20 protein-coding genes are annotated in these 24,166 nt (G+C 71.2%); 11 read left to right on the top strand and 9 right to left on the bottom strand.

Annotation, left to right across the window (positions count from 1 at the left end; genetic code table 11):
* Window positions 1-18: 18 nt before the first annotated feature.
* From LG395_RS31760 to LG395_RS31750, 3 genes are read right to left on the bottom strand one after another with little or no spacing between them, the layout of a single operon-like run.
* Window positions 19-1,422 (bottom strand): vWA domain-containing protein, encoded by a 1,404-nt coding sequence (locus tag LG395_RS31760; protein WP_225812127.1) that lies wholly within the window; start codon window positions 1,420-1,422, stop codon window positions 19-21.
* Window positions 1,359-3,815: a tetratricopeptide repeat protein gene (locus LG395_RS31755; protein ID WP_225812126.1), complete on the bottom strand. Its 2,457-nt coding sequence runs from the start codon at window positions 3,813-3,815 to the stop codon at window positions 1,359-1,361. The genes LG395_RS31760 and LG395_RS31755 overlap by 64 nt, the downstream gene beginning before the upstream one ends.
* Window positions 3,812-5,524, bottom strand: a complete 1,713-nt coding sequence (locus LG395_RS31750; RefSeq protein WP_225812125.1) for a trypsin-like serine peptidase — start codon at window positions 5,522-5,524, stop codon at window positions 3,812-3,814. The genes LG395_RS31755 and LG395_RS31750 overlap by 4 nt, the downstream gene beginning before the upstream one ends.
* Window positions 5,525-5,672: 148 nt before the next feature.
* Between LG395_RS31750 and LG395_RS31745 the strand changes: the two genes are divergently transcribed.
* Complete coding sequence (locus LG395_RS31745; RefSeq protein ID WP_225812124.1) at window positions 5,673-5,975, top strand: trypco2 family protein; 303 nt, start codon at window positions 5,673-5,675, stop codon at window positions 5,973-5,975.
* Between the two features lie 817 nt (window positions 5,976-6,792).
* A complete protein-coding gene (locus LG395_RS31740; RefSeq protein ID WP_225812123.1) occupies window positions 6,793-8,391 on the top strand; it encodes a phytoene desaturase family protein in 1,599 nt (532 codons plus the stop codon).
* A 1,005-nt stretch (window positions 8,392-9,396) separates the two neighbouring features.
* On the opposite strand, the gene LG395_RS31735 is transcribed toward LG395_RS31740, so the two are convergent.
* Window positions 9,397-10,281 carry an SDR family NAD(P)-dependent oxidoreductase gene (locus LG395_RS31735; RefSeq protein WP_225812122.1) on the bottom strand — a complete coding sequence of 295 codons (885 nt, stop codon included), beginning with the start codon at window positions 10,279-10,281 and terminating at the stop codon, window positions 9,397-9,399.
* Between the two features lie 87 nt (window positions 10,282-10,368).
* Between LG395_RS31735 and LG395_RS41525 the strand changes: the two genes are divergently transcribed.
* Complete coding sequence (locus LG395_RS41525) at window positions 10,369-11,061, top strand: TetR/AcrR family transcriptional regulator (protein WP_225812121.1); 693 nt, start codon at window positions 10,369-10,371, stop codon at window positions 11,059-11,061.
* A 49-nt stretch (window positions 11,062-11,110) separates the two neighbouring features.
* On the opposite strand, the gene LG395_RS31725 is transcribed toward LG395_RS41525, so the two are convergent.
* Window positions 11,111-11,923 (bottom strand): AraC family transcriptional regulator, encoded by an 813-nt coding sequence (locus LG395_RS31725; protein WP_225812248.1) that lies wholly within the window; start codon window positions 11,921-11,923, stop codon window positions 11,111-11,113.
* A 257-nt stretch (window positions 11,924-12,180) separates the two neighbouring features.
* On the opposite strand from LG395_RS31725, the gene LG395_RS31720 reads away from it, so the two are divergent.
* Window positions 12,181-13,263 carry an aldo/keto reductase gene (locus LG395_RS31720; RefSeq protein WP_225812120.1) on the top strand — a complete coding sequence of 361 codons (1,083 nt, stop codon included), beginning with the start codon at window positions 12,181-12,183 and terminating at the stop codon, window positions 13,261-13,263.
* Window positions 13,264-13,516: 253 nt separating this feature from the next.
* Entirely contained in the window at window positions 13,517-14,053 is a 537-nt protein-coding gene (locus LG395_RS31715; RefSeq protein ID WP_225812119.1) for a hypothetical protein, read from the top strand.
* Between the two features lie 149 nt (window positions 14,054-14,202).
* On the opposite strand, the gene LG395_RS31710 is transcribed toward LG395_RS31715, so the two are convergent.
* On the bottom strand, window positions 14,203-14,769 hold the full coding sequence (locus LG395_RS31710) for a universal stress protein (RefSeq protein WP_225812118.1): 567 nt from the start codon (window positions 14,767-14,769) through the stop codon (window positions 14,203-14,205).
* 304 nt (window positions 14,770-15,073) lie between these two features.
* Here LG395_RS31710 and LG395_RS31705 point away from each other — a divergent pair, with 304 nt between their 5' ends.
* Window positions 15,074-15,424, top strand: a complete 351-nt coding sequence (locus LG395_RS31705; RefSeq protein WP_225812117.1) for an SAV_915 family protein — start codon at window positions 15,074-15,076, stop codon at window positions 15,422-15,424.
* Between the two features lie 15 nt (window positions 15,425-15,439).
* Window positions 15,440-16,774, top strand: a complete 1,335-nt coding sequence (lysA, locus tag LG395_RS31700; RefSeq protein ID WP_225812116.1) for a diaminopimelate decarboxylase — start codon at window positions 15,440-15,442, stop codon at window positions 16,772-16,774.
* 810 nt (window positions 16,775-17,584) lie between these two features.
* Here lysA and LG395_RS31695 read toward each other — a convergent pair.
* Window positions 17,585-18,157 carry a hypothetical protein gene (locus tag LG395_RS31695; protein ID WP_225812115.1) on the bottom strand — a complete coding sequence of 191 codons (573 nt, stop codon included), beginning with the start codon at window positions 18,155-18,157 and terminating at the stop codon, window positions 17,585-17,587.
* 168 nt (window positions 18,158-18,325) lie between these two features.
* On the opposite strand from LG395_RS31695, the gene LG395_RS31690 reads away from it, so the two are divergent.
* Window positions 18,326-18,958, top strand: coding sequence for a TetR/AcrR family transcriptional regulator (locus tag LG395_RS31690; RefSeq protein ID WP_308071460.1), 633 nt, complete (start codon window positions 18,326-18,328; stop codon window positions 18,956-18,958).
* A gap of 239 nt (window positions 18,959-19,197) precedes the next feature.
* On the opposite strand, the gene LG395_RS31685 is transcribed toward LG395_RS31690, so the two are convergent.
* The gene (locus LG395_RS31685) at window positions 19,198-20,187 is read right to left on the bottom strand and encodes a helix-turn-helix transcriptional regulator (protein WP_225812113.1); all 990 of its coding nucleotides are present in this window, start codon (window positions 20,185-20,187) and stop codon (window positions 19,198-19,200) included.
* 93 nt (window positions 20,188-20,280) lie between these two features.
* Between LG395_RS31685 and LG395_RS31680 the strand changes: the two genes are divergently transcribed.
* The 3 genes from LG395_RS31680 to LG395_RS31670 all read left to right on the top strand — a co-directional run bounded on the left by LG395_RS31680 (window position 20,281) and on the right by LG395_RS31670 (window position 22,869).
* A complete protein-coding gene (locus tag LG395_RS31680) occupies window positions 20,281-20,679 on the top strand; it encodes a VOC family protein (protein WP_225812112.1) in 399 nt (132 codons plus the stop codon).
* A gap of 546 nt (window positions 20,680-21,225) precedes the next feature.
* The gene (locus tag LG395_RS31675) at window positions 21,226-21,474 is read left to right on the top strand and encodes an integrase core domain-containing protein (protein ID WP_225812111.1); all 249 of its coding nucleotides are present in this window, start codon (window positions 21,226-21,228) and stop codon (window positions 21,472-21,474) included.
* A gap of 402 nt (window positions 21,475-21,876) precedes the next feature.
* A complete protein-coding gene (locus tag LG395_RS31670) occupies window positions 21,877-22,869 on the top strand; it encodes a YncE family protein (protein ID WP_308071448.1) in 993 nt (330 codons plus the stop codon).
* 312 nt (window positions 22,870-23,181) lie between these two features.
* Here the strand turns inward: LG395_RS31670 and LG395_RS31665 are convergent, their stop codons facing one another.
* Window positions 23,182-24,153 (bottom strand): LysR family transcriptional regulator, encoded by a 972-nt coding sequence (locus LG395_RS31665; protein ID WP_225812110.1) that lies wholly within the window; start codon window positions 24,151-24,153, stop codon window positions 23,182-23,184.
* Between the last annotated feature and the right edge of the window lie 13 nt (window positions 24,154-24,166).

Genomic DNA, 24,166 nt, shown 5'->3' with positions numbered 1-24,166 from the left:
ACCGCGCTGCCCGGCGCGTCACCGCCGGCCCCCGTCCGGCAGCGGAACCCGGCTCAGCTCGATCCGTGCGGACTCCACGTCGAACCGCTCGATCCTCGTCAGGAGCCGGACCTCAGGGTGGCCGGACGGGTGTTCGTGAACCTCGACGAGTCGGCGCAGGTGGTCCTTCATCACTTCGTCGCCGGCCGTCACGGCCAGGTGCCAGCAGGTGCCGAAGTGCTTCTCGGCCGACGCCTGGTCACCCCCGCGCAGCGCGGCGCACCCCTGCTCGAAGGTGCGGCGCAACTTCTCCGTCTGCCGGTAGTGGGCGACTCGGGGGTGCACCCTGCTGTACAGGTCGGCGTCGTCCGACCAGCGCATCATGACCGCTTCGGGCTCGGGCAGCCGGATCCGCTTGCCGTGCCCGGGGGCCACGGCCACCTCTATCTCGGTGAGGAACAGCTCCTTGCCGTCCTCGTCCGGGTGGTAGGGGGTGCCGACGCAGAGCAGGTAGTCGCGGGTCTCGGTCCGCCACGGCGCGGTGGTGTACTCCTCGATGGGCCCGCCGGCGGAGGAGTCGGCGGCGGACCGGTCGGTGCGCGCGGGGTGCAGGGCCACCCGTGTGGGGTGCACCTGCTCGAAGGAGTACCGGGTGACCCCTTTGCGGTAGTGCAGCCGCAGCCGGAGTCCGGTGATGTCGCGCTCCGCGGCCTGTTCGGCGAGCGCGGCCATCTCACCGGGCAGCCGGGTGAGGTCGCGTACCGCGCGGGCCTGCCCGCCCAGTTCGCCGGCGATGAGCAGCAGTTCTTCGGTCCGCCAGCCCGCTCCGATGCCGAAGACGTCGCAGACGAAGCCCCCGGCGCACCGCTCGACACGGTCGCGCAGGACGTCGAGTCTCTCGTACGCCTCCTCGTTCCTGCCGTCGGTGAGCAGCAGAGCGTGGCGGGACGCGGGGGCGTCCGGCCGGTCGAGGATCTCCAGCGCGGCCTTCAGCCAGGTGCCCATCGCCGTGCCGCCCCCCGGTGCGCACGCCCGCAGCGCGGCCTCCGCGGCGTCCCTCGACTTCCGGTCCGCGATCGCGAGACGGAAGTCATGCGGGTAGATCATGGTGGCCTGGTCGCTGCCGGCGACGAGGGCGAAGCGCGCCCCGTCGGGGATTCGGCCGAGGGCGTCCACCGCCGCCCTACGGGCGGCCGCGAGCCGGCTCGGCGGGCTGACCATCGACGACGAGTGGTCGATGAGCAGCACCTCGGCGTGGTCGACCGCGGACCGGCGCGGCACGGCATCGCCGTGCTTGCGGACGGACACGGTGAGCACCGCGTACATGCGGACCGGGTCGGTCACTCCGTCGCGCGGCTTGGTGAGCTCGGCGACCTGGTTCACCTCGACGGTGACCGTGGCCTCCGGCTTCCCGGCCGGGCCGGGGTGATCGAGCGCAGCCATGAGATGATCCTTCTCCCCAGCCATGGGCCGTTCCCGTTGTGTCGTAGGACGAGGGGGCGGACGCGGTAGGCCCGGTCCAGCAGTTCCTCCGCGTTTTCGGTGCCGTTCGGCCCGCCGGCTCGGGCGGCCTGGTGGGCGAGGCGCACGTAGAACGCGGAGAGGTCCGTGCGCAGATGCCGCTCGTCGGCGGGAAAGTCGATGCGTGCGGCGCCGGCACCGGCTGCCAGGGTCCTCAGCTCGGCGGGGGAAATCCCGCCCTCGTCAACGAGGCGCTGGGCGACCTCCCAGACCTCGGCCTTGACCCGGACGCCGACGTCCTCGTCCAGCAGGCCCTGGCCGTAGAAGAGCTGGGACAAACGGCCGAGTACCGCGTCCAGCCCGCGTGCGTCGCGGGCCATGCCCGCGGCGATCCGCACCGCCGCCACACGGGCGGCGGTGCGATGGGGTGAGTGCTGGGGTACGGCGTCGAGGGCGTCGATGGCCTTCTCGTGCGGGGCGCGCTCGCCGTCGAGGGCGTCGATGGCGCTCGGAAGCCCGGTGCGGTCTTCGCGGGCCAGCCAAGCCCGCGCCACACCGAAGGCCGCGCCCCCCAGGGACGGGTTGCGCACCCGTACCGCCTCGTGGAACCTTTGCGCCTCGGACCACGCCCCCAGCAGTTCCGCGCAACAGCCCAGGGCGAGCTTGGGCGCGTACTCGCCGGGGATCGCGGCGTAGACGTCGTCGAAGTGGCCCCAGGCGGCGCGGACGTCGTCGCGGGCGACGGCGAGCAGGCCGCGGTGCCAGTCCAGTCGCCAGTCGTGAGGGGCATGTTCTGGACCGATGGCGGCTTCTGCCTGGGCGAGTTCCCCTTCCGCCTCGGCCAGGTCGAGGATGCCCGGCCCGGGGGCGGCGGCCGGCCCGCCGGTCGCGTCGTCGGCTGCCTGCTGCCGTGCGCGCAGGGCCACGCGCACGCGCAGTCGGCAGCGCAGCAGGAAGATCTCCGGCGAGTCGTCCCAGTCGTCGGTGCGCTGGAGGAGCGAGGCCGGGTCGTCGTCGGAGAGGCGGCTCAACGCGCTGTAGTTGGCGTCCTGTGGATCGGGGCGCGGCACGGGCAGGTGCTGGGCCACCTCGGCGCTGCTCGGCGGCGCGCACAGGTGTGCGGGCGGTGTGCCCCCTGCCGGCTGCTCCGCCGCCCGCGGCAGCGCCGACGCCGTACCGAGCGCCCCGGCCAGGGCGTGTGGCGACTGCCAGAACAGCGGTGAGGGTTCGAACGTCTCCAGGCCGGTCCTGAGGGACCGCAACTCGCGGAAGACGCCGCGCAGTTGGTAGTCCATCTCCTGCGCGGTGGCGAACCGGTCGGCCCGCCTTGCGCGGGTGGCGCGGTGCAGCACACGGGCGAGCGAGACCAGGCCGAGGTCCTTGGGCGCGGGCGCGGTCATCCGCATGGCGACGTCGGCGCGTAACGCGCTCGCCGGGCCGGCCGTCGTACCGCCGCCGGCTCCTTCCGGCGGAAGCGGGTCCAGGGCGCCGATCTCCTGGAGGTCCTGCGTCTTGTCCCCGAGACCGCAGATGCTGCGCAGGGTCTCCCCCAGGCTGTACAGGTCGTCACGGCTGGTGGTCTCACCGGTCTCCTGGGGCACGTCCGGGGCGCGGAAACGGTCCGTGGTCACCCCGGGCGCTCCCTCGGCCCTGATGCTCCCCACGTCGATCACCATGAGCGTGGCGTGTTCGTGCATCAGGTTCTGGGGCTTCAGGTCGCCGTAGACCTTGTTGTGCTCGGGGGCGTGCAGATACGCCAGGGCGGACAGCGCGCGGATGCCGTACGCGAGCACGAACTCCTGGAAGCGGGCGTCACCGAAGGCCGCGGGGCGGCGCTGGGCCAGTGCCCGTACCTCTTCCAGATTGGGTCCGGTCAGGTAGGGCAGCACGAGGTAGTCACCGACGCCCTCGTGCTTGCCGAAGTTGATCACGTCGAGGATGCCGTCGTGGTGGAGGTCCCGGAGGGTGCGCCGCTCCTCGTCCATGGCGTTGCGCAGGTTTCCCACCTGCTCGGGGCGCAGGTACTTGACGACCACGTCGCGCTCGACCCGTCGGTCCCGTGCCAGATAGATCTGGCCGACCCCTCCGTGGCCGAGCGGTCCGACCAGCTCGTACTGGTCTCCGAGGACCGTGCCGCTCAGCACGTCCGGGGCGTCGCCGACCGGTGTGCCGGCTCTCCTCCTGATCTCGGGGAGGAGGGTCGGGTCGGTGCTCTCCTGCGGCAGCAGGACGTCCCAGGGGTCGCTCGGCACGGTCGCCGACGCGGACATGGACGCGTGCCGTCCGACGGTGGAGTCGACCCGCTCGCCGGAGACCCGGCAGAAGCCGGCCGGGGTGAGTGTCCCGGGGCACCCGGGCTCGGGGCACCGGGTCACTGGAAGCCCTCCTCCCCTCGCCTCTCCTCGTCCTGGCGGCGCAGCCGCCGTACCTCCCTTTCGAACTTCTCGACCGCCCGCTCGGCGTCGGGCAGCGGGCACGGGTCGACCATCAGCAACCGCTGGGCCTCGGTGAACGGGCCGACGGCGGCGCGATCCTCGCCCAGTCCGCGCCGCACGAGCGCGCTCTGCGCCGCGTTGAGCCGACCGCACAGCTCCCTGTGCCGGCCGAGCATGTCCTTCAGGGTGCGCTCGACTCTCTCCGCCCGCAGCAGGTGGGTCTCCACGGCTTGTTCCGCCACGGAGAGTCTCTCCAGGAGTGGCCATCCCGCCGTCTCCTGGGGGACGGCGGCCGCGGAGAGCTCCTCTTCCCGTTCCCGTAGCTCCCGGTCGAGTTCCAGGACCCAGATCTGGGCGAGTGGCGCATGGTCGCCGGGCCTCGGCGGTTGTACGACCCGGGGTTCCAGTTGTGCGTACGCGTCCCGGGCGCGGCGTTCCGCCGCGGCCAGCTCGTCCACGCGGGCGCACAGCCGGTCCAGCCAGCGCCGCGGACGGTCGTCGGGCAGCAGTTCGCGCGCCACCTCGCGCACGAACTCGTGATTGCCGCCGCGGAGTTCGAGGAGGAGGCGGGCGCCGCTGTCGCGCAGGTCACGCAGTATGCGCACGCCGGCCGCGGGTGATGTCGTGGACCGGTCGGCGCCCAAGACGGCCACAGCCGGGCGGGCGCCGCGGCCGCTCAACGCGTCGAGCCGATCACGCAGCGCGGCCAGCGCCTCCCGCGTCGCCGGCTGCTCCGGGTCTTTCAGGGAGGTGCCGGCCACGTCGATCACCAGGGAGATGCTGCCCACTTTGGGCTCGACCCCGGCTGCCGACAGGTCCGGAGCGCCCGAGAGGGCCGCGGACTCGGTGGACAACGGTGGCGACTGCTCGCGGTCCGCCATGTTCAGCACGACGGCCAGGGCCTGCCGGGCCGTGTGGTCGCTCTGCGGGATGTGGAGCAGCTCCACGTCCCACCCGTGGGAGCCTCCGTGCAGCCACCGCGTCACCTGGCGCTGAAGGCCGTGCGGGCGGGCGGTGTGAGTGGTGTGCGGCGAGACCACGTAGTCGGGTGGGATCACCTGGGGCCCCGTCACGTACGAACTGCCGATGTCCGGCAGGTACTTGGCGATGGTGGCCGCGGGGATCATGTACGCTTCGCGGTCCTGCTTCTCGGCCTGCACCACGATGCCCAGCAGCCGACCCGTGCCGGATTCGACCACGCCGGCACCGCTGAAGCCGCCCGTGATGCGCTGGCCCGGGTCCGGCACGATCACGACCCGCTCGTCGCCGTGGCCGCCGGGTCCCAAGCAGGAGCCGCTGACCCACCAGCCGCCCGAATGCCGCTCGGGAAAGCCGCTGATGCGGACCGGCGCGCCGTGGTAGTCCAGCACGCGGTGGAACTTCGCCGGGGAAGGCACCGGCGCGGCCCTGTCCAGAAGGAGCACCGCCAGGTCGCCCTGGTCCTTGCCGAAGGCCCGGAGCCGGTGGCCGTCCAGCACCGTGGCGGTGCGCGACTCGTTCCGTGACAGGCCTTGGAGCAGCGGGAATTCGACCCGTACCCGCTCCGGCCACTGCCGGGTGTCCGCGTCGAGGATCACATGCGCGCAGGTGATCACCCGGTCCGCGCCCAGCAGCACCCCGGCGCCCAGGATCCGCCCGCTGCCCGACATCGTGCCGGTGCGTAAACGCACCCTCCAAATCGCCTCGCCTGACGATCCGTCGGTTCTCTGTAAGACAACGCCCCCGTCCCCCATGCATACGTAGTATAGAAGCGAAGCCCGATATTGACCCCTCTGACGGATGGGCGGACCGTAAACGATGGAGCATGGGGCGGACGACCCGTACACGGCCGGCCTGGCCGACGTGATCAGCCGGATACGGGAGGAGTTGGAGGACGCCCAGCGTCGGGGCGCCGGCAGCCCGATCAGGTTCGGCGTCGAGAAGGTCAGCCTCGAGTTCACCGTGCAGGTGCGCCGCGAGGGCCGGGGCCGGGCGGGCCTGCGGATCGGGGTCGTCACCGCGGAGGCCGGCGGCACGCTCTCCCGCGACAACACGCACCGCATTCAGGTCGAGCTCCAACCGCACGGCGAGGACGGGTCGAAGATGGACGTGGGGCGCTGAGCCTGCGCGCCGTGAACAGGGGCGGAACCCCTCTCAGGCCGCGTGCGGTGTTGTAGGTGGCTGACGCGCATGTCCGCTTCCACGGCGGCGAAATCAAGCGCTGACCGCATGCCGGCGGATACGGCGGCCGGGCGTGCCGCTTGACCAGCGGTGTCACCTATAAAAGTACGCGCCCCTTGTAATGGGTCACTGCACCCGCCGCCGGTCGCGACAGGCGGCGATGACAGCCTTGGCGATCACCGCAACCAAACGACGTGTGGCTGCCTGCACCCCCCACCGGCCGGGACGGCTCCCCGGTCCCACCCGCCGCCGACCGGATCGAGGACGTCCGCGACCGGCTCCGCGATCCGGCCGCCGCCCGCGACATCCTCCGGGACAACGGCATCCCGGCCGTCTCGCGGGACGACGGTCCCGTACGTCGATGCGGTCGAGGTGGGAACCCCTCGCGAATCCGCCCTATGTCATCGACGGCGTGACCGGTCCACGACCGCGTGCGCGCCGGAATCCGGGAAGCCGCTGGAATCGCGCCGTGCCGACTTCGACCACATGGTGCGGCTCGGATGGATCCGCTCCTCGCAGCCGGTTGAAGTCCGCTTCGGCACCTCGCGGGCCGGGCCGTCGACTGAGCGGCGCCGGCCCGGCGACGCCGTACCCGGGACCCCGACACGCGCCTACGGGTGGCTGCTCCCTTTGGAAGTGCCCGGTTCCCGGGAGGAAGGTGGGTGGGAGGCAGGGCCGCGCCCCACCCGGCGGCCGAGTGACCGGCTCCCGCGGGACCTCCCGCGGCCACGGTCCAGGGATCGAGGAGGCTGATGAGATGACAGGTACGGTCGACGCCGTCGTCGTCGGTTCCGGTGTGAACGGCCTGGTCGCCGCCGCCGAGCTGGCCAAGGGCGGCTGGTCGGTGGCGCTCCTCGAAGGGAGCCGCCGGCTGGGCGGCTTCATCGCCACCGAGGAGCGGACCCTGCCCGGCTACCTGCACGACACCTACTCCTCGTGGCACCCGCTCTTCGTGTCCGGCCGGGCCTATGCCGCGCTCGGCGAGGACCTGCGCCGCCACGGTCTGGAGTACCGCAACACCGACGGCCTCGTGACGGGCACCGTCACCGACGACGGCCGCGTGGTCCTCGCCCACCGCGACCCCGCGGCCACGGCGGAGACATTCGGCCACGCGGAGGACCGGGCCGCCTACCTCGCCATGCTGCAGCGGTTCCTCGACAACATCGACGCCGTGGGCGGCATGCTGGGCGACGAGCTGCGCTCACCGCGCGTGCTCCGACACGTCGTGAGACTGCTGCGCCGCGAGCGTTTCGACGGTACCGAGGCATGGCTGCGGGCCACCGTCACCAGCGGCCGCTCGTATTGCCGCAGCGCCTTCCGCGGCGACGAGCCGGACGCGCTGTGGGCGCCGTGGCTGCTGCATGCCGGACTGTCCCCGGACCACGCCTCGGGCGGCCTGATGCTGCCCGCCATCGCCGCCGCGCTGCACGGTTTCGGGGTGCCTGTCGTGGCGGGCGGCGCCCACCTCTTCGTCCGCGCCTTCGAGAGGCTGCTCGGCGAACTCGGTGTGGACATCCGCACCGGGCAGCCGGTGGAGCGACTGATCCTCACGGACGGCAGGGTCACGGGCGTGGTCGCCGACGGCGGGACCATCCGGGCCCGCCACGCCGTCCTGGCCTCCGTGACCCCGACGGCGCTGTACGGCCGGCTGCTGCCGCCGGACGCCCCGGTCCCGCACGCTGTACGCGAACGGGCCCGGTACTTCCGCTACGGACGCTCCGCGATGCAGCTCCACGTCGCCCTCTCCGCCCCGCTCAGCTGGCACGACGAACGCCTGGCCGACGTGCCCCTGCTCCACCTGAGCGACGGGTCGGCGAGCACCGCGATCGCGTGCGCGGAGGCCGAGGCGGGTCTGCTGCCGCGCAGGCCCACGGTGGTCGTCGGTCAGCAGTACGTCCTCGACCCGCCGCGCGTGCCGGAAGGCGCGGCCGCCCTGTGGATCCAGCTCCAGGAACTGCCGTACGAGCCGATCGGCGACGCGGCCGGCGAGCTGGACGCGGCAGGCCGCTGGACCTGGGAGCTGACCGAGGGGTACGTCCGCCGGGTCCTCGCGCGGATCGCCCGCCATGCGCCGGATCTGCCGGACAAGGTGCTCGCGTGGGACGCCATCACACCGCCGGACCTGGCCGCGTACAACCCGAACGCTGTGGCCGGCGACCCATACGGCGGCTCGGCCGAACTCGACCAGAACCTGCTGTGGCGCCCGGTGCCCGGCGCCTCCCGGCACGCCACCCCCGTGCCCGGCCTGTGGCACATCGGCGCCTCCACCCACCCCGGCCCCGGGCTCGGCGGTGGCTCGGGACACCTGGTGGCACAGCGGCTCATCCGTGGCACGCGCCGGAGCAACCGCCGCTGATCCAGACTCTGCGGATGAGGCGGACTCCAGCCTCTGCGGATGAGGCGGGATCCAGCCTCTGCGGATGAGGCGGGCGCGCGGCCACCGCGTTGTCATCACAAGACCCGGTTCGACCGGTGCTCCGCGGAGCCCCAACGACTCCCGCTCCACCGGGCCGGCCGGTCCGTGGCCGCCGGGTCTGCCGGAGGACCGGACGGTGGGGGTCGTGTTTGGACCCATCGGACGCGGACCCTCGGTGCCACGTCAGGGTCCGCAACTGCGGGCGTGTCGAGGCCGCCGACCGTGCCCATGGCCGACCGGGAGGGTACGAGCTTGAGTGCGGTGCCCGCGTCGCGCTGGGGGTGCCGTTAGCCCCTCCCCGCCGCTTGCGGTGGGCCCGCTGGTCATCGGGCTGCGCGATCGTGGCCTAGATCCCGCGCCGCCGTGGACAGGCGCGGTTGTCGCGGGCTGAGTACGCCTTGTCGCCGCGCCTCCGGTCCGGTCGGCTGCGCGGCCGACCCGGACCACGCCGCCGGATGCGTGAGCCGGACAGCACGGGTCCGAACATGGGACTGTCACCCCGTTGGCCGGGCGAGGTCTGCCAGGTCAGCGGGCGGGCCCGGTCGTCGGACAGCAGACGGGCCTTGCTGGTCACCCCGCCCCGCGAGCGCCCCACAGCCTCGCACCCGCCGTCCTCCTCACACGTCCCGCCCCTGTTTACGGCCAGCCGGCCGGAGGCTTGCACGGCGCCCCGGCCGCGTGCTGATGCGCCCGGCAGGAGGTCGAGTCGATGGTCACCGCCCCCTCCCGTCGGCAGACTTGGCTTGCACTGCGGACGTGCTGCCCGACAAGCCACGAGATCCACTCGGACGGTGACCGCGGTGGTCAAACGGGGAGCGGGTCGTGGCCCATGGAGTCGAAAGGCAGGGCGGGCACGGCCGTGCGCGGTCGCATCAGGCGCGGTGAGTCCCGGGTCGGCCCCCGGGCGGCAGCGGCCCAGGCCTCGGCGGTCAGGCGGTCAGGCGTTCAGGCGTTCAGGTCGGGCACGCTCGTGCCCCGCTGGTCGCGCCACGTGGTGTCCGACCCGTCGACGTCGGTGCTGCGGCTGAGCGCCTCCCAGCGCTCGTCGGTTTCCAGGCGTCGGCGCCACGCCGCGCGCCCGAACTCGAAGGCGTCACTGCCGGCGAGCAGCCGCAGCGGCGGCTCCTCCAGTTCGGCGACCTCCAGGACGAGGCGCGCCACCTTGACCGGGTCGCCGTTGGCGATCTTCTCGAAGCCCTCCATCGCGCGGGCCGAAGCTCCGACCGACTGTGCGTAGGGCTCGCTGACCGGCGGGGTCTGCATGGAGGCGCCGGCCCACTCCGTCCGCATTCCTCCGGGTTCCAGAACGGTGACCTTGATGCCCAGCGGTGCGACCTCGGCGGCCAGGGCCTCGCTGAAGCCGCCGACGGCCCACTTCGCGGACTGGTACGCCGTCATCCCCGGGCTGCCGATCCGGCCGCCCAGTGAGGAGATCTGGATGATCCGTCCGCCGCCCTGCCGGCGCAGCAGGGGGACGGCGGCCTTGGTCACGTGGACCGTGCCGAAGAAGTTGGTCTCCACCTGCCGCCGGAACACCTCCAAGGTGGTGTCCTCCAGCGCGACCCGGTCGCCTTGGCCGGCGTTGTTGACGACGACGTCGAGGCGGCCGAAGGCGGCGTGTCCGTTCTCCACGGCGGCCTGCGCCGCGGCGGCGTCGGTGACGTCGAGAGGCTCGACGTGGACGCTCTCGCCGTACCTGGCGACCAGGTCGTCGAGCGCGCCGACGCGGCGGGCGGTCGCGACGACACGGTGCCCGGCACCCAGGGCCTCCTCGACGATCGCCCGTCCCAGACCGCGCGAGGCCCCGGTGACGAAAAAGACCGAACTCATGATGTCCTCCTGTAACGCAATAAGCATGCGTTATCAGTTGAACAGGAGGACGGCGATATGTCAAAGGGCTTGCGTTAACCTGGTCCCGTGGAAGAGATCCGACGACGAGCACGGTCCGCCGAGGCGAAGCAGGAACGACGGCACGCGCTCCTCACCGCCGCCACCGAACTCGGCCTGGCGCACGGCGTGCGAGAGGTGACACTCACCGCGGTCACCACCCACATCGGGCTGCACCCCTCCGCGCTGCGCCGCTACTTCGAGTCGCGCGAGGAACTGCTGCTCGAACTCGCCGAGCACGGCTGGGGCCAGTGGTGCGCCGGTCTCCTCGACGCCCTGGCCGAGACCTCGCCGCGGAGCGCCCGCGAGGTCGCCCAGGCGGTCGCGGCCTCGCTGGAGCGGCTGCCGCTGTTCTGCGATCTGCTCACCCACGTCGTGCTCAGCCTCGAAGGCGCGGTACGCCTCGACCGGGCGCGCAGCTACAAGACGGCGGCCACCGAGGCGTACGACGAGATGACCGACGCTCTGGTGGCGACCGAAGCGGGGCTCGATCCCGACGGGGCACGCACCGTGCTCACGGTCGCCATGAGCGCCGCCGCCTACCTCTACCAGCTCAGCCGCCCCAGCCCCACCCTGCGGCAGCTCTACGAGCAGGAGCCGCGATGGGCCCACGACGCGCTGCGCTTTCGCGAGCAGCTCACCCGGATACTCGAGACCGTCGTGTCGGGAGCGCAGCACACCCGCGACAACCCACCCGGCGCGGGGCCGGGCGTGGACCGGTGAGGGTGGGCAAGGCGCCGCACCGACGACGGGAGGCGGCGTCTCCGGGCGTCTACTCCTCGACTATCACCGCGTTCTGGAGGCGTGCTGCGTCCTGGCCCGGCGGTGCTCCGAACATGCGCCGGTACTCGCGGCTGAACTGCGACGGGCTGTCGTATCCGACGGCGTGACCGATCGCGGCCACGTCGTGCGGCGCTGCGATGAGCTGGATGCGGGCCTTTTGAAGCCGGAGTTGTTTCTGGTACTGCAGCGGACTCATGGCGGTCACCGCACGGAAGTGCCGGTTGAGCGAGGAGACGCTCATGCCGACTTCGTGGGCGAGGTCGTCGATGCGGATCACCTCGTCGTAGTGGGCCTTGATCCACTCGATCGCACGGGTGACGAGGGTCGTGCGGCTGTCGGCCAGGCCGATCTGTCTGACCAGGGCCGCCTGGGGTCCGTTCAGCAGTCGCCAATGGATCTCGCGTCGCACGCCGGGCGCCAGTACCGGGATGTCACGTGGCTCGTCCAGCAGGCGCAGCAGCCGGACGACAGCGTCGAGCAGCTTGTCGTCGGCGTCGCTGGTTGCGATGCCTGGACCTTCGTGAGGGCGGACGGCGACGGGGCCGGCTTCCAGCAGCAGTTGCGCAATGATCGCGGGTTGCAACGGAAGCCCGAACCCGACGAACGGCTCGGCGGGCGTGGCGCGGGTGATCTGTGAGGTCAGGGGAAGGTCGACGGTCACGACGAGGTACTGGCCCGTGCGGTAGTCGTAGATGCGGTCATTGAGGACAGCACGCTTCGCTCCCTGCGCGACCAGAGCGATCATGGGTTCGGTGACCGAGCCCAGCGGTTCGGTCACGTGCTCGGTGGAGAACACCGTCATCCCCTCGATCCACAACGGGCGTGGGCTGCCCGCGGCGAGCCGTCCGATCCGGTCACGAAGTTCGTCCAGGTGATGCACCACGCCAGTGGAGCACGGAAGGGTGTGCGCGGCCAACATGATCCGGGCAAGGTTGAGCGGATCGTGCAACAGTCCGCACGCATCGTTCTAGGCGATCACAACGCTTTGGGCTCGAATAGAGGAGCACAGGGAGGCGGCCTCCGTGCCGTCTCACACCTCTATCAGCTCGGAGCTTGGGCATGTCACTCGATTCCTACGTCACGCTCGGCCGCTCGGGACTGCGCCTCAGCCCGTTCACGCTGGGCACGATGACCTTCGGCGAGGATCACGGCTGGGGTTGCAGCCCGGAGGAGTCCAAGAACATCCTCGCGGCATACCTGGACCGGGGCGGCAACTCGATCGACACCGCCAACATCTACACCAACGGCCACTCCGAGAAGATCATCGGCGACTACTTCGCCGGCCGTCGAGCAGTGCGTGACCGGGTGGTGATCGGCACCAAGTTCTTCGGCAACCTGTACGAGAACGACCCCAACGGCGGCGGAGCCGGCCGTAAGGCGATCGTGCAACAGCTGGAGAACTCGCTGCGGCGTCTGCAGACCGACTACGTCGACATCTACTGGCTGCACAACTTCGACCCGGCCACGCCGGTCGAGGAGACCCTCCGCGCACTGGATGACCTGATCAGCGACGGCAAGGTCCGCTACGTCGGATTCTCGGACGTGCCGGCGTGGGCGACGGCCGAGGCAGCCACCATCGCGCGCCTGCGCGGATGGGCCCCGATCGTCGCGCTCCAGCTGGAGTACTCCCTGCTCGAACGCACCTCCGAAGGAGAGCTGATCCCGATGGCCCAGGCGCTGGGCATGGGCGTGATGCCGTGGGGGCCGCTGAAGAGCGGGTTCCTGTCCGGCAAGTACTCCAGCGCAGCCACAGGCCCGGTCGACACCGCTCGTGCGCAGTTGGTCGGCGCCCCGAGCGAGGCCGACTATGTCGTGATCGACGCGCTCAACGCCGTTGCCGGCGACGTGGGCGCCAGCCCCGCCGCAGTGGCCCTGGCCTGGGTGCAGGGCCGTCCCGGGATCACCTCCACCCTGGTCGGCGCGCGCCGCATGGACCAGTTCGAGGCGAACCTGCACGCCCTGGACGTGACCCTCACCGAGGCCCAGCGCGCCACGCTGGATGACGTGTCCGCTCCCACACTGAACTTCCCGGCCGCGAACAACAGGATGCTGGCGCCCATGCTCCAGTTCGCCGGAGCCACCGTGGACGGGACCCCGTCAGTGGTGTCCCCGCTGTTGCAGGCCAGCAGCGCCCGCTACTGACGACCACTCCCCCGGCCGGGCACCGATCGGATCGATCCGTACGGGGGCCCGTACGGAGGACCGCCCGATCCCTCTGGACGAGTCCGCCGAGGCTTCCGGCGTACTCGTTGCCGAGGGCACGGTGGGCGGGCCGGGTTGCTCCAACCGCCCTCGGGTCTCCGGCCGCCCGGAGGTGGCGGTCGGCTTGCCGCCCCGACTTCGTGAGTGCTGTCCTCTGCGGGAGGCTGTCAGTCCCCGTTCATAGGATCACGGCATGTCTGATGCCTTCACCGTCTTGTGGACCCATGACACGTGCCGTGCACTGCGCAAGGCGGGTCGCGTGGGAGAGCGACCGCCGGTCGCCTTCAGCGGCGTTCACTCCTCCCTGCCCGCGTGGACGGGTGCTCGTCCTGGGGACGAGGTGTACGCGCTGCATGTCAACCGGCGCGAGGTTTTCGTGGTGAGTCAGCTGCGGGTGCTCGACATGGAACGACGCGAGTGCTGCGGCGCTGCCCCCGCGACCTGGGAGGACCCCGCGTATCCGGGGCACGGCGACTGGTCGATGCTCGGCGCCGGCGGCTGCGGCGCCGTGGCGGTGCATGTGGACTCGACGCCCGTACGCTTCGACGTGGCCATCCCCGGTGAACTGCTCGCGAGGCTCACCTGGCGCAACCGGCGAGGTCAGACCCGCGGTCTGAAGCACGTGGTGGATGGCCGTCTCGAGAGATCGGTCAGCCTCCAGGGGTTCTACCGTCTGACCCCCGAGGCCGCCGGCGAGTTGGCGGAAGTCGTCGGCAGCTCTGGCGCCTGATAGTGAGAAACGAGCGAGAACTGAGCGTCCGGCACGCGACACGCTCCCGCATGCCACAGTACTTGTGGATCAAACACGGACGAGGTCGCGGCCTATCGACGCACGGACTTGACGATGCGCCAGCTCGCCACGCCCCCTTCTTGAAGAGCTCAGGCTTCGAACGGCACATCGAGCTCCCCCAGGGTGTGCTCGGTGCCCGGCCGCAGCCGCCAGGCGTTACGGCGACGCACGGCCGTCAGTTCGGACTCCAGCGGAGACGGCGGTACCGCGAGGACGGGGCAGGTGGCCCGGGCGATGCAGTGGCGGCTGACCGACGGCCTGAGCGCGCGGTACAGACGGCCACGTCGTCCGGCGCCGATCACGAGGAGGTCGTCCTCCCGGCGGGCGATCCGCAGCAGCGCGCGTCCGGGAGTGCCCCGGGCGACGATCGCCTGCCCGGGCAGCCCGAGGCCGGTGCTGCCGAACACGTCGCGCAGGGCTTGGAGCAGTCTCTCCCCGGCCAGCCGCTCCCACTCGTCGATCGTGATCGCCGGGGCCGGAGACCGGCGCGCGGCGAGTTCCCCTCCGGGCGGCTGCCAGGCCAGCACCGGCCAGAGCTCGGCTCGGCGACGCCGGGCCTCCTCGGCGGCCCGGCGCAAGGCGACACGGCTGCCCGAAGATCCGCTCACCCCTACCGCGATTCGAGCGGCTGAGGGCGCGTCGGCGGACTGGGACATCTCTTCACCGTTCTCCCCACGCCGGTGGTTCCGTTCCCGCCGGCGATCTCGTCGAAGCGGCTTCCATCCCACTTGCGGAAACGGCGTTCGAAAAGGCCGCGGGCCAGTTCTTGGCGCTCCTCTGACGGGCCTTGCCGGGGCCGCCGGACGGGCATGTCAGCACTCCGTCAAAGTCGTCCCGGTCACCGTCAGCATTCCGTCAGGAGGGGCCGGGGCGGGACACCGGCGGGCATAGCGTCGATGGCGAGCCCCGGTCCGCCTCCCCGCGTCCGGGGCACCTCAGCTCTCCTTCCGGAGGTATTCCATGGAAGAACTCCTGTACGGCGAAGACCCCGAGCCCTCCAATCGGTTCCCGGCCGGACCCCTGTACGTCCCGGTCCGGCCGGGCCCGTTCGGATGTGCGGCCCGCCTCTTCCGTACACCGCTCGGCGACCGCACGGCCGTCGGCTTCACCTCCGAGCGCCGGCTCGTCGTGACGCTCGGCGCCGGTCAGGCGTGGATCCGCCTCGCCGAGCCCGCACTGCGCGCACTGACCGCACCGCTGGGCGTCGCCGGCGTCACGATCGACCCGCTGTTCACGGCCCCGGCACCGGCCCCGGTCGGGCCGGCCGTCCTTAAGGCGGCACTGGTCGCCCCGGCCCAGCGGATCGGCTGAGAGGAGAGCACCGCGATGACCACCGTTCATGAACCCGCCGTCCCCGCGGCCCTCGCCGACCTGTCGGTGTGGCCCGCCTCGACGACCGAGTCCGGTCCCGGCCACCTGGCCGTGGGCGGAGTACCGCTCGCGGAGGTCGCCGACCGCTTCGGCACCCCGGTCTACGTCCTCGACGAGACCGAGGTGCGCCACCGCTGCCGCACCTACCGGGATGCCTTCCCGGACGCCGAAGTCCTCTACGCGGCCAAGGCGTTCCTGTGCCGGGCCATGGTCCGCTGGATGGACGAAGAGGGCCTCGGACTCGACGTGTGCTCGGCCGGCGAGCTGGAGCTCGCGGTCACCGCCGGTTTCTCACCGGAGCGGATGGTGCTGCACGGCAACGCCAAGTCTCCGCGGGATCTCGAGACGGCTCTCCGCCTGGGCGTGGGCCGTGTCGTCATCGACAGCCCCTCGGAGATCGCCCGGCTGGCCGCCGCCGTGGGACCCAGAGGCAGTCAGAAGGTCATGGTGCGCGTGGTGCCCGGCATCAGCGCGGGCGGTCACGAGAAGATCCGGACCGGCACGGACGACCAGAAGTTCGGCCTCTCCATCGCGGACGGCTACGCCCAGCACGCCATCGCCCGTATCCTCGACCAGCGGCAGCTCGAACTCACCGGTCTGCACTGCCATTTGGGCTCGCAGATCACCAGCGTCAAGCCGTACCTCGCGGCCGTGCGCCGCATGGTGGGCCTCATGGCCCGCCTGCACGAACAGCACGGCCTGGTCCTGCCCGAACTCGACCTCGGCGGCGGGCACGGCATCGCCTACCGGCCCGGCGAGGACGCTCTCGACCTGACGTCACTGGCCCGCAAGGTCCGCACCGAACTCGCCGACGCCTGCGCCTCGGCCGGACTCCCCGCGCCCCGGCTGGTCATCGAGCCGGGACGCGCGATCGTGGGCCCCGCCGGGATCGCCCTGTACCGCGTTCTGTCCGTGAAGCACTCGGGCGAGAACGTATTCGTGGCAGTGGACGGCGGCATGAGCGACAACCCCCGCCCGGCCCTGTACGGCGTCCGCTACGCACCCCGCCTGATCGGCCGGCACGGCACCGCGGCCTCGGCGCGGGTCACCGTGGTGGGCCGGCACTGCGAGGCAGGCGACATCCTGGCCGCCGACGCCGAACTCCCCGCCGACGTACGCCCCGGCGACCTGCTCGCCGTACCCGTGGCCGGCGCCTACCACCTCTCCATGGCCTCCGGCTACAACCTGGTCGGCCGCCCGCCCGTGGTCGCCGTACGCGACGGCCTCGCACGTCTCCTGGTCCGCCGCGAGTCGATGGAGGACATGCGCGTTCGAGACGTTGGCCTGTAGGCGCGCCGGTACCGGAGTCCCAAGGTGGCCGGTACCGGAGTCCCTAGACGTGAGAGCCGTGTCCTGAGCGCGGAGGCCGAGCCCTCCTGCGGTTGTCGAAGTCCGGCTCGCGCTGAGCGGCGGACTGCCGTCGTCGACGCGTCGGGGGTTCGTTACGCAGGGCGGTGGACTGGGGAACCGGCCCGGATCGCGGCAGCCTGACGAGATGCCAGGGGTCGGCGTGCACGGTTTGCCGAGCTGGGCGTCGGGGGTGGAGGCGTCGGGGCGCTGATGGGGTTTCTGGCGGGTGCTGGGACGTGTTGCCGCCGGTGAGCGCCTGTGCGCTGGGCATGCCCTCTCCACGGACACGCACCGGGCGGCGCACGGTCGAACGCATGGGGGCTACAAGGGAAACGTGTCCAGGGCGCGGGGACGGCACGGACTGCCCGAACGGGGAGGACGAGGTTCTGGTCGACGGGGTCCGCTGCGAGGAGTGCTTGTACTACTGGGAGCTGGACGCCACTGCGCCGGAGCGTCGGCTGGTGACGGATGACGGGCCGACCCGGCCGGCCGGGGACCCGCGGGAAGCCGGGCCGGGAACAGCCGCGTAGTCCTCAGGCTCCCCTGGCCCTGCTCCGCACCACCTCGTACGCGGTGCGGAGCATCTCCTGCCGGCCCTCGTCCAGACTGCGCGGCCGCGGGCTGCGTGATCCGGTAGCGAGGAAGGAGATGGCCCGGTCCAGGACACCTGTCTGACGTCGACGACGTTCTTCCCGACCAGTGAAGATGACGGCCAACACGCTGTCGGCACAGGTGTCGTGGTCGGTGGTGTCAGTTGCTCCCACCGGTGTTCCGGTGGGCGTTGTGTCCGAGGCGCAGGGCGGAGACGAGGAAGAAGATGCCGCCGAGCAGGGCGTAGCCGGCCAGGTTGCTCAGCGAGGAGTGGGAGGCGGTGGCCTGCCGGAGGAACGAGATCCCGGCGAGCGTGGAGATGCCGCCGCTGGCGATCATCGCCCACTGGCCTCCGAGGTCGCGTCGCCGCAGAGCAACGATGAGCTGGACGAGGCCGGCTGTGACGGCCCAGGCTCCCCACACACGCAGGACCGCCGGAATGCCGGAGGTGACCGCGAAGGCCAGACCGACGGCGGCGATCACACTGATCGCCATGTTGGCGTAGAGACCAAGAGCGGACCGGCTCGTTCGGGAGGAGCGGGCATCGACGACGGCGGCGCCCACGTCGAAGAGCGGGTAGATCACGAGCAGGGTCGCGCTCACCGGCCCGATGCTCGACGCGGTCAAGAAGACGACGACAGCCCAGATGAGAGCGAACCCGAAACGAACAAAGTAGAGCCGGCGAAGCGCCGACGCGACGGTGACGGGGGCAGCGATCGTGGTCGTGGCCATGACTGTTCCTTCCGCAGGAAGCCGTTGGAGTGGTGTCCGCTGACGTGGAGCGGGCAACGGGACGGTCGCCGCACTCCTGGGAGAAAGACTGTTCTCTCTGCCGTCCGGAGCTTGACACGACTCTTCGGCGATCGCAAGACCGATCGTTCTTTCTGCTACGGTGGGGTCATGGCAACACGGACGCGTCCCGCCCCCGACAACCCGAACGGCAGCTCATCGGGAGAGCCTGTCCGGTCCGAGGCGCGAGAGCGGCTACTGTCCACGGCCAGCGGGCTGTTCTACCGCGAAGGCATCCGGGCGGTCGGGGTCGAGCGGATCCTCGCCGAGGCCCCGGCCACGCGGGCGACGTTCTACCGGCACTTCCCCTCGAAAGAGGACCTCGTGATCGCCTACCTGCGCGGCGTCGACACCGGCATACGGGCCGGCGTGCAGGCCACCATCGAGGCCGCACCGTCCCCGGCCGACGCGCTCCGCGCGATCGGGACGGGCGTCGCGGACAGCCTGGCCTCGCCGGAGTTTCGCGGCTGCGCGTTCCTCAAGGCCGCCGCCGAGTACCCCGACCCCGAAGACCGGGTGCGCCAGGTGATCCTCGATCACCGAGCCTGGTACACGACCACGCTCACCGAACTCTTCGCGCAGGTCTTCGGGAACTCACCGCGTCGCGGCAAACCTGAACACGCCGCACGGCACTTCGTCATGATGCGCGACGGCGCCATGAGCGGCGCACACCTCGACGGCGTCGACAGCGTCGGCGCCGCGTTCCGCCGCGGCGTCGAGGGCCTGCTCACCGTCCTTCACTGAGCACCCCCACCGCATCGGGCCACGAAGCGGCACACAGCGACTTCCCTGCCGGGGTTGGCTGACGTGACGGTCGTTGTCTCGGGCGGCCCTGAAACCGCGTCCTGGATCACCGCGAAGGCTCGCTGTGTGATGGCGATCCAGGCATCGGTGTCGGCGAGGGACGACCTGATGGCGCTGATCAGCGCCTCGACCACCTACAGCTTCGGCTTGCCGACGTTCAGGCTGAGGAAGCCTCGCCGTCAGGCTCGGCGGGCACAGGACGTGAGGCGATCGGCGAGCGCGATGACGAGGTCGCGGAGTTCGTCGGGACGCTCGATGACGAACGGCCGGTCCAGTGAGGCGAGGACCGGAGGCAACCAGTCGAGCCGCTCCGCCCGCAGCTCGACGCGCAGCCAGCGCTCGGTCGCCCGGCCCTCGCCGGCCACGGGCTCGTGCTCCTCCAGGCTCGCGACGCTGACGGGAAGGTGGGCGCGGATCTGCTCGACCGTCCCGTGGATCCGCAAGGTGACCTCATGCCGGTAGCCGGCCGTGGCGAATCCGGACAACACGCGCTGTGCAGGAGCGGGACCCACGGGCGCTTCGAATGAGCCGGGCAGGGTCCGCGCGTCCGCGATGCGATCGAGCCGGAAGGTCCGGTCCTCGCCGATCTGGGCGTCCTTCCCCGTGACATACCACCGGCCCGCATGGGCGACGATCCCGTACGCGTGCAGCGTGCGTTCGCTGGGCCGTCCGTCACGGTCGGTGTAGCGGATCGAGACCGGTCGGCGGTGGCGCACCGCATCGGCGACGGTCAGCAGGATTCCGGCGTCCGGGGTGTCGAACTCGCCGGGCTGATCCGTGAAGGCGAGAGCTTCCAGAAGTGTGTCGAGCCGACGGGCGACGTGTCTGGGCAGCACACGCCGGATCTTCGCCGACGCCGTCTCGTTCGCCGTGCGCTCCGTCGTCGTCAGCCCGGCCCGGCGGCCGGCGACCAGACCGAGCAGCACGGCCAGCGCCTCGTCGTCGCTGAGCATGAGCGGAGGCAAACGGTACCCGGGAGCCAGGCGGTACCCGCCGTAACGGCCGCGCACGGACTCCACGGGCACGTCCAGGTCGATCAGCTGGTCCACGTACCGCCGCACGGTGCGTCCTTCGACACCGAGACGGTCGGCGAGCTCGGCCACAGTCCGGGTGCCGCCCGACTGCAGCAGCTCCAGGAGTGTCAGCACGCGGCCGGTGGGTCGAGGCATGTTCGCAGCATAACGCCAATACAGGACCGATTCTGTCCTCTATTTCTCCTAGCCTGCGACGCGTACGCCTCCAGCACAGCCAAGGGGATCCCCATGGACTTCGTCTCGATCCGCATCATCACCGGCGACGTAGCGCGCCTGGTCGAGTTCTACGAGCGCGCCACAGGGGCGCGGGCGACGTGGGCCAACGAGGACTTCGCCGAACTCAGGACCGCGGGCGCCACCCTCGCGATCGGCAGCACCCGCACCGTCCCGCTGTTCGCCCCGGGCTCTGCCCGCCCGGCGGAGAACCACAGCGTGATCATCGAGTTCCTCGTCGACGACGTGGACAGCGTTTACGACAACCTGACCGGCTTCGTCACCGACTTCGTCACCAAGCCCACCACGATGCCCTGGGGCAACCGTTCGCTGCTGTTCCGCGACCCCGACGGCAACCTCGTCAACCTGTTCACCCCCGTCACCCCAGCGGCCATCGAGAAGTTCGCACGCTGACGCCGAGCACAGCCGCTCACGTGGGAGCCCTGAGATCCCAGGGCTCCCGGTGAACGCGGCGGCCTAGTCCAGGAACCACCAGCCGGGGACATCCGGAAAGCCGGATCGCCGCCGCCTGGCCAAGTGTTACGCCCGCTCGCGCGCGCACGTCGAGAACGGACCACTCGACCACTCCTCCCGCCCCCACCATCAGCCCCGCCCGCACGCCCGAGGACATCGCTGACCCGGTAGTGGCGCTGCGGCGGCGAACCAAGGACGGGCCGGGCCGGCTCGCCGCCGGCCTACAGCGGCTGCGCGGCGTCGGCACCGAGTCCGCCCGCGCCTCCGAACATACCGGTCCCGGCACCGGCAAGGTCGGGTACACGTACCTGCATTCGGGGGCGCCGGGCGGTTGCCTTCTTCGCCGCCCACGGCATCGCACCGATCCGCTGCTGCCTCACCGACAACGGCGCGTGCCACCGGTCCACGACCCGGGCTGACGTGCTCGCCGCGACCGGTACGAAGCACAAGCGGACCAGGCCGTACACGCCGCGCACGCACGGGTAGGTGGAGTGGTACCACGGGACGCTCTCCCGCGAGTGGGCGTGCGTGCGCGACTACACGACCGAGCGTGAACGCCGCGTAGTACTCGAGGAGTTCGTGAATCACCACAACCACGAGCGGCCGCACGCCGCGCTCGGCGGCCGGCCGCCCATCAGCCGGACCGCCGTCAGCGACTACCGGATCGTCTTCGACCAGCCGCCCGAACCGCTCGCGGACATCCCGCAACAGCCCATCTTCGAGGACTTCGTGTGACCAAGGTCCCGAGACACCACGGTCAGGGGTTCCCACTGACCTTCACAGCGTGGCGGCGTCATGGTGGTTCGGGCCGGCCGGTGCCGGTATGACAGCCGTCGAGGACGTCGTGTCGGTACTGGAGCTGCCGTAGGCCGCGCCGGACAGTGGTGATCGGGTCGTCATGATCGGCGAGGGCGCGGTTGGCTGCGGTGGTGCGATCGCTTCACCTCGCCGCCATCCTCGTCTGGGCACGCCGCCGACCAGAGAGACAGAACCTGGTTCCCGCTGCCGCCGGTCTGGTGGTCGGTGACGGGGGTGATCCCGATGTCGGCCCACCCGTCGGCGGCGTAGGGCCGTAGCTGAACTCCGCTTGCGGGCGCTGCTGGGCGCGGCATCCTGGAAGAGGGGCAGGAGGCGCCCATGAGTTCCCGCTCAAGGATCCGGTGCGGCCTTGCCGCAGCTCTGCCTGCTCTGGTGGGCATGTTGATGCAACCGTCCGCCGCGGCGTCGACCGAGCCGCCCCCTTCGCCCCGTTCTTCCGTCAGCGTTACCGGCAGGCCGTACGGCGTCGCGATATCGCCGGACGGCGGCCACGCGTATGTCACCAGCGGCTGGCTCGGCAGGCTGTTGGTGTTCGATACGCACACGAAGCAGCGAACTTCCCACGTCCAAACCGGTGAGTCGCAGGACGTCGCGGTCAGCCCCGACGGGCGCCGGGCCTACGTCACCAGTCCCTCGACGGTCTTTCCCATGGTGAGTGTGATCGACACGGCCACGAACAGGGAGGTCGGCCATGTTCCCGTCGGCCACGGTCCGTTCGGCCTGGCCGTCGCCCCCGACGGCCGCCGCGTCTACGTCGCCAACGCCTACTCCGACTCCCTGTCCGTGATCGACACGGCCAGCGGCAAGGTCGTCGACGAGATCAAGGTCGGCAGCGACCCGGTCGACGTGGTGGTGTCCCCCGACGGCCGCCGGGTGTACGTCGCCAACTCCGGCTACGGGACCCCCACCTCCGTGTCCGTGATCGACACGACCACGGACAAGGTCGTCGGCCGGCCCGGCCGCCTCGGCAACTTCACGTACGGCCTCGCGGTGACACCCGACGGACGCCGGCTCTACGTCACGGACCTGATGGGCACCGTTTCCGTCGTCGACACGACGACCGGCAAGACGACCGGCGGCCCCGTCCCCGTCGGCTCGCACCCGAAGGACGTCGTGGTGAGCCCCGACGGCCACCGCGCGTACGTGACCAACGAATACTCGGACAGCCTGTCCGTGATCGACACGAGCACGAACAAGGTGACCGACACCGTCCGCGTCGGCGGGCCGACCCGTATCGCGCTGACGCCGGACGGCCGCCACGCCTGGATCACACAGAGCTGCTGCGGGTCGGTGTCGGTGATCGATTTCTGAGAGAGCGGTTCGTGACGTCCGTATCCGAGTGAGGCTGGGACGGGTCTGCTGGTCACGGGGCTCGGCCGGCTGGTGTTTCCTGGTGAAGCTGCCGGTGTCGGCTTCGGTGACGGTCTGAAGCTTGAGCAGGCGTTCCGATGTGGCGCGGGCGCCTTGACCGTTCTTCGGCAGCAGTTCGTGGCCGAGGGTTGCGCGGACGCCTCAGGCCCGCAGCGGAACCCGGCCGCAGCAAGGCAGCGGCAGCCGAAGCTTTCCTCGCGACAAGCCCCGACCACGCCACTGTCACTGACCTTCTCCACTACCTGTCCGAGTTCACCCAGGGGAACGGCGAGCCGGCAGACCGTGCGCGACAGTGCCGAGTGGGCCGAGCCGGTGGTCGAGCGCGGCACCGACCTCGGGGCAGTTCTTGCGGATGATGTCGAGGAAGGCGTTCAGTGCCGGGGAACGGTCCCGCGCACGGAAGGACAGGATCAGATCGGGCAGAGGCGTGCGCGGGGTCACCTCGCAGAACCACGTGCCCCGTCGCGGAGCGGTCAGCATGCGGGAGGGTCCCAGACCGACTCCCACCCCGCAGGCGGCGAGACCGATGATGGTGTGGATGTCCCTCGCGACGGTCGCACTGGAGAGCACCGGGGAGTCCTTGCCCAGCAGGGTCCGCAGCCCAGCGACGACGGCGGGCTCGTCCTCGCCCGGCGCCACGATCAGCGGCTGTCGCCGCAGCTGCTCCACGTCCACCGAGGACTGGCCCGCGTACGGGTGCGTGCTGCTCACGACCGCGACCAGGTGGTCATGTCCGATCGGGACCGATACCAGTTGCTCGGCTCCGACGCCCCGTGGCCGGCCGAGGCCGATCGCCACGTCCAGTTCGCCGGCGACCAGCGCGGCCGTGCTGCGCTTGGTCGCCATCTCGTGCAGTTCCAGCCGTACCTCGGGCCGTTCACGACCGAACCGGCCCAGGACGTCCGGCAGTGGTTCGAGCAGCGCCGAGGCGATGAACCCCAGGCGCAGCCGGCCCGTCTCGCCGCGTGCCGCCCTGGCCGCGTCGACCGAGGCTGCCGTGATCTCGTCGAGCGCCCTGCGTGCACGGGAGAGGAAGGCCGCGCCCGCAGCCGTCGGGAACACCCCCTGGCGGGTGCGATCGAACAAGCGGGTGCCCACTTCCCGTTCGAGGTCGGCGATCTGCTTGGACAGCGGAGGCTGCGCGATGCCCAGCGCGCCGGCTGCCCGGCCGAAGTGTGCGTGCTCGGCGAGGGTCAGTGCGTACCGCAGGTGCCGCGCCTCCATGCCAGCCTTCCGG

This window comes from Streptomyces spinosus (assembly GCF_020400655.1).
Lineage (GTDB): Bacteria > Actinomycetota > Actinomycetes > Streptomycetales > Streptomycetaceae > Streptomyces > Streptomyces argyrophylli.
Note: the sequence above shows the minus strand (reverse complement) of the source record. Positions and strands in the feature narration are given on the sequence as shown.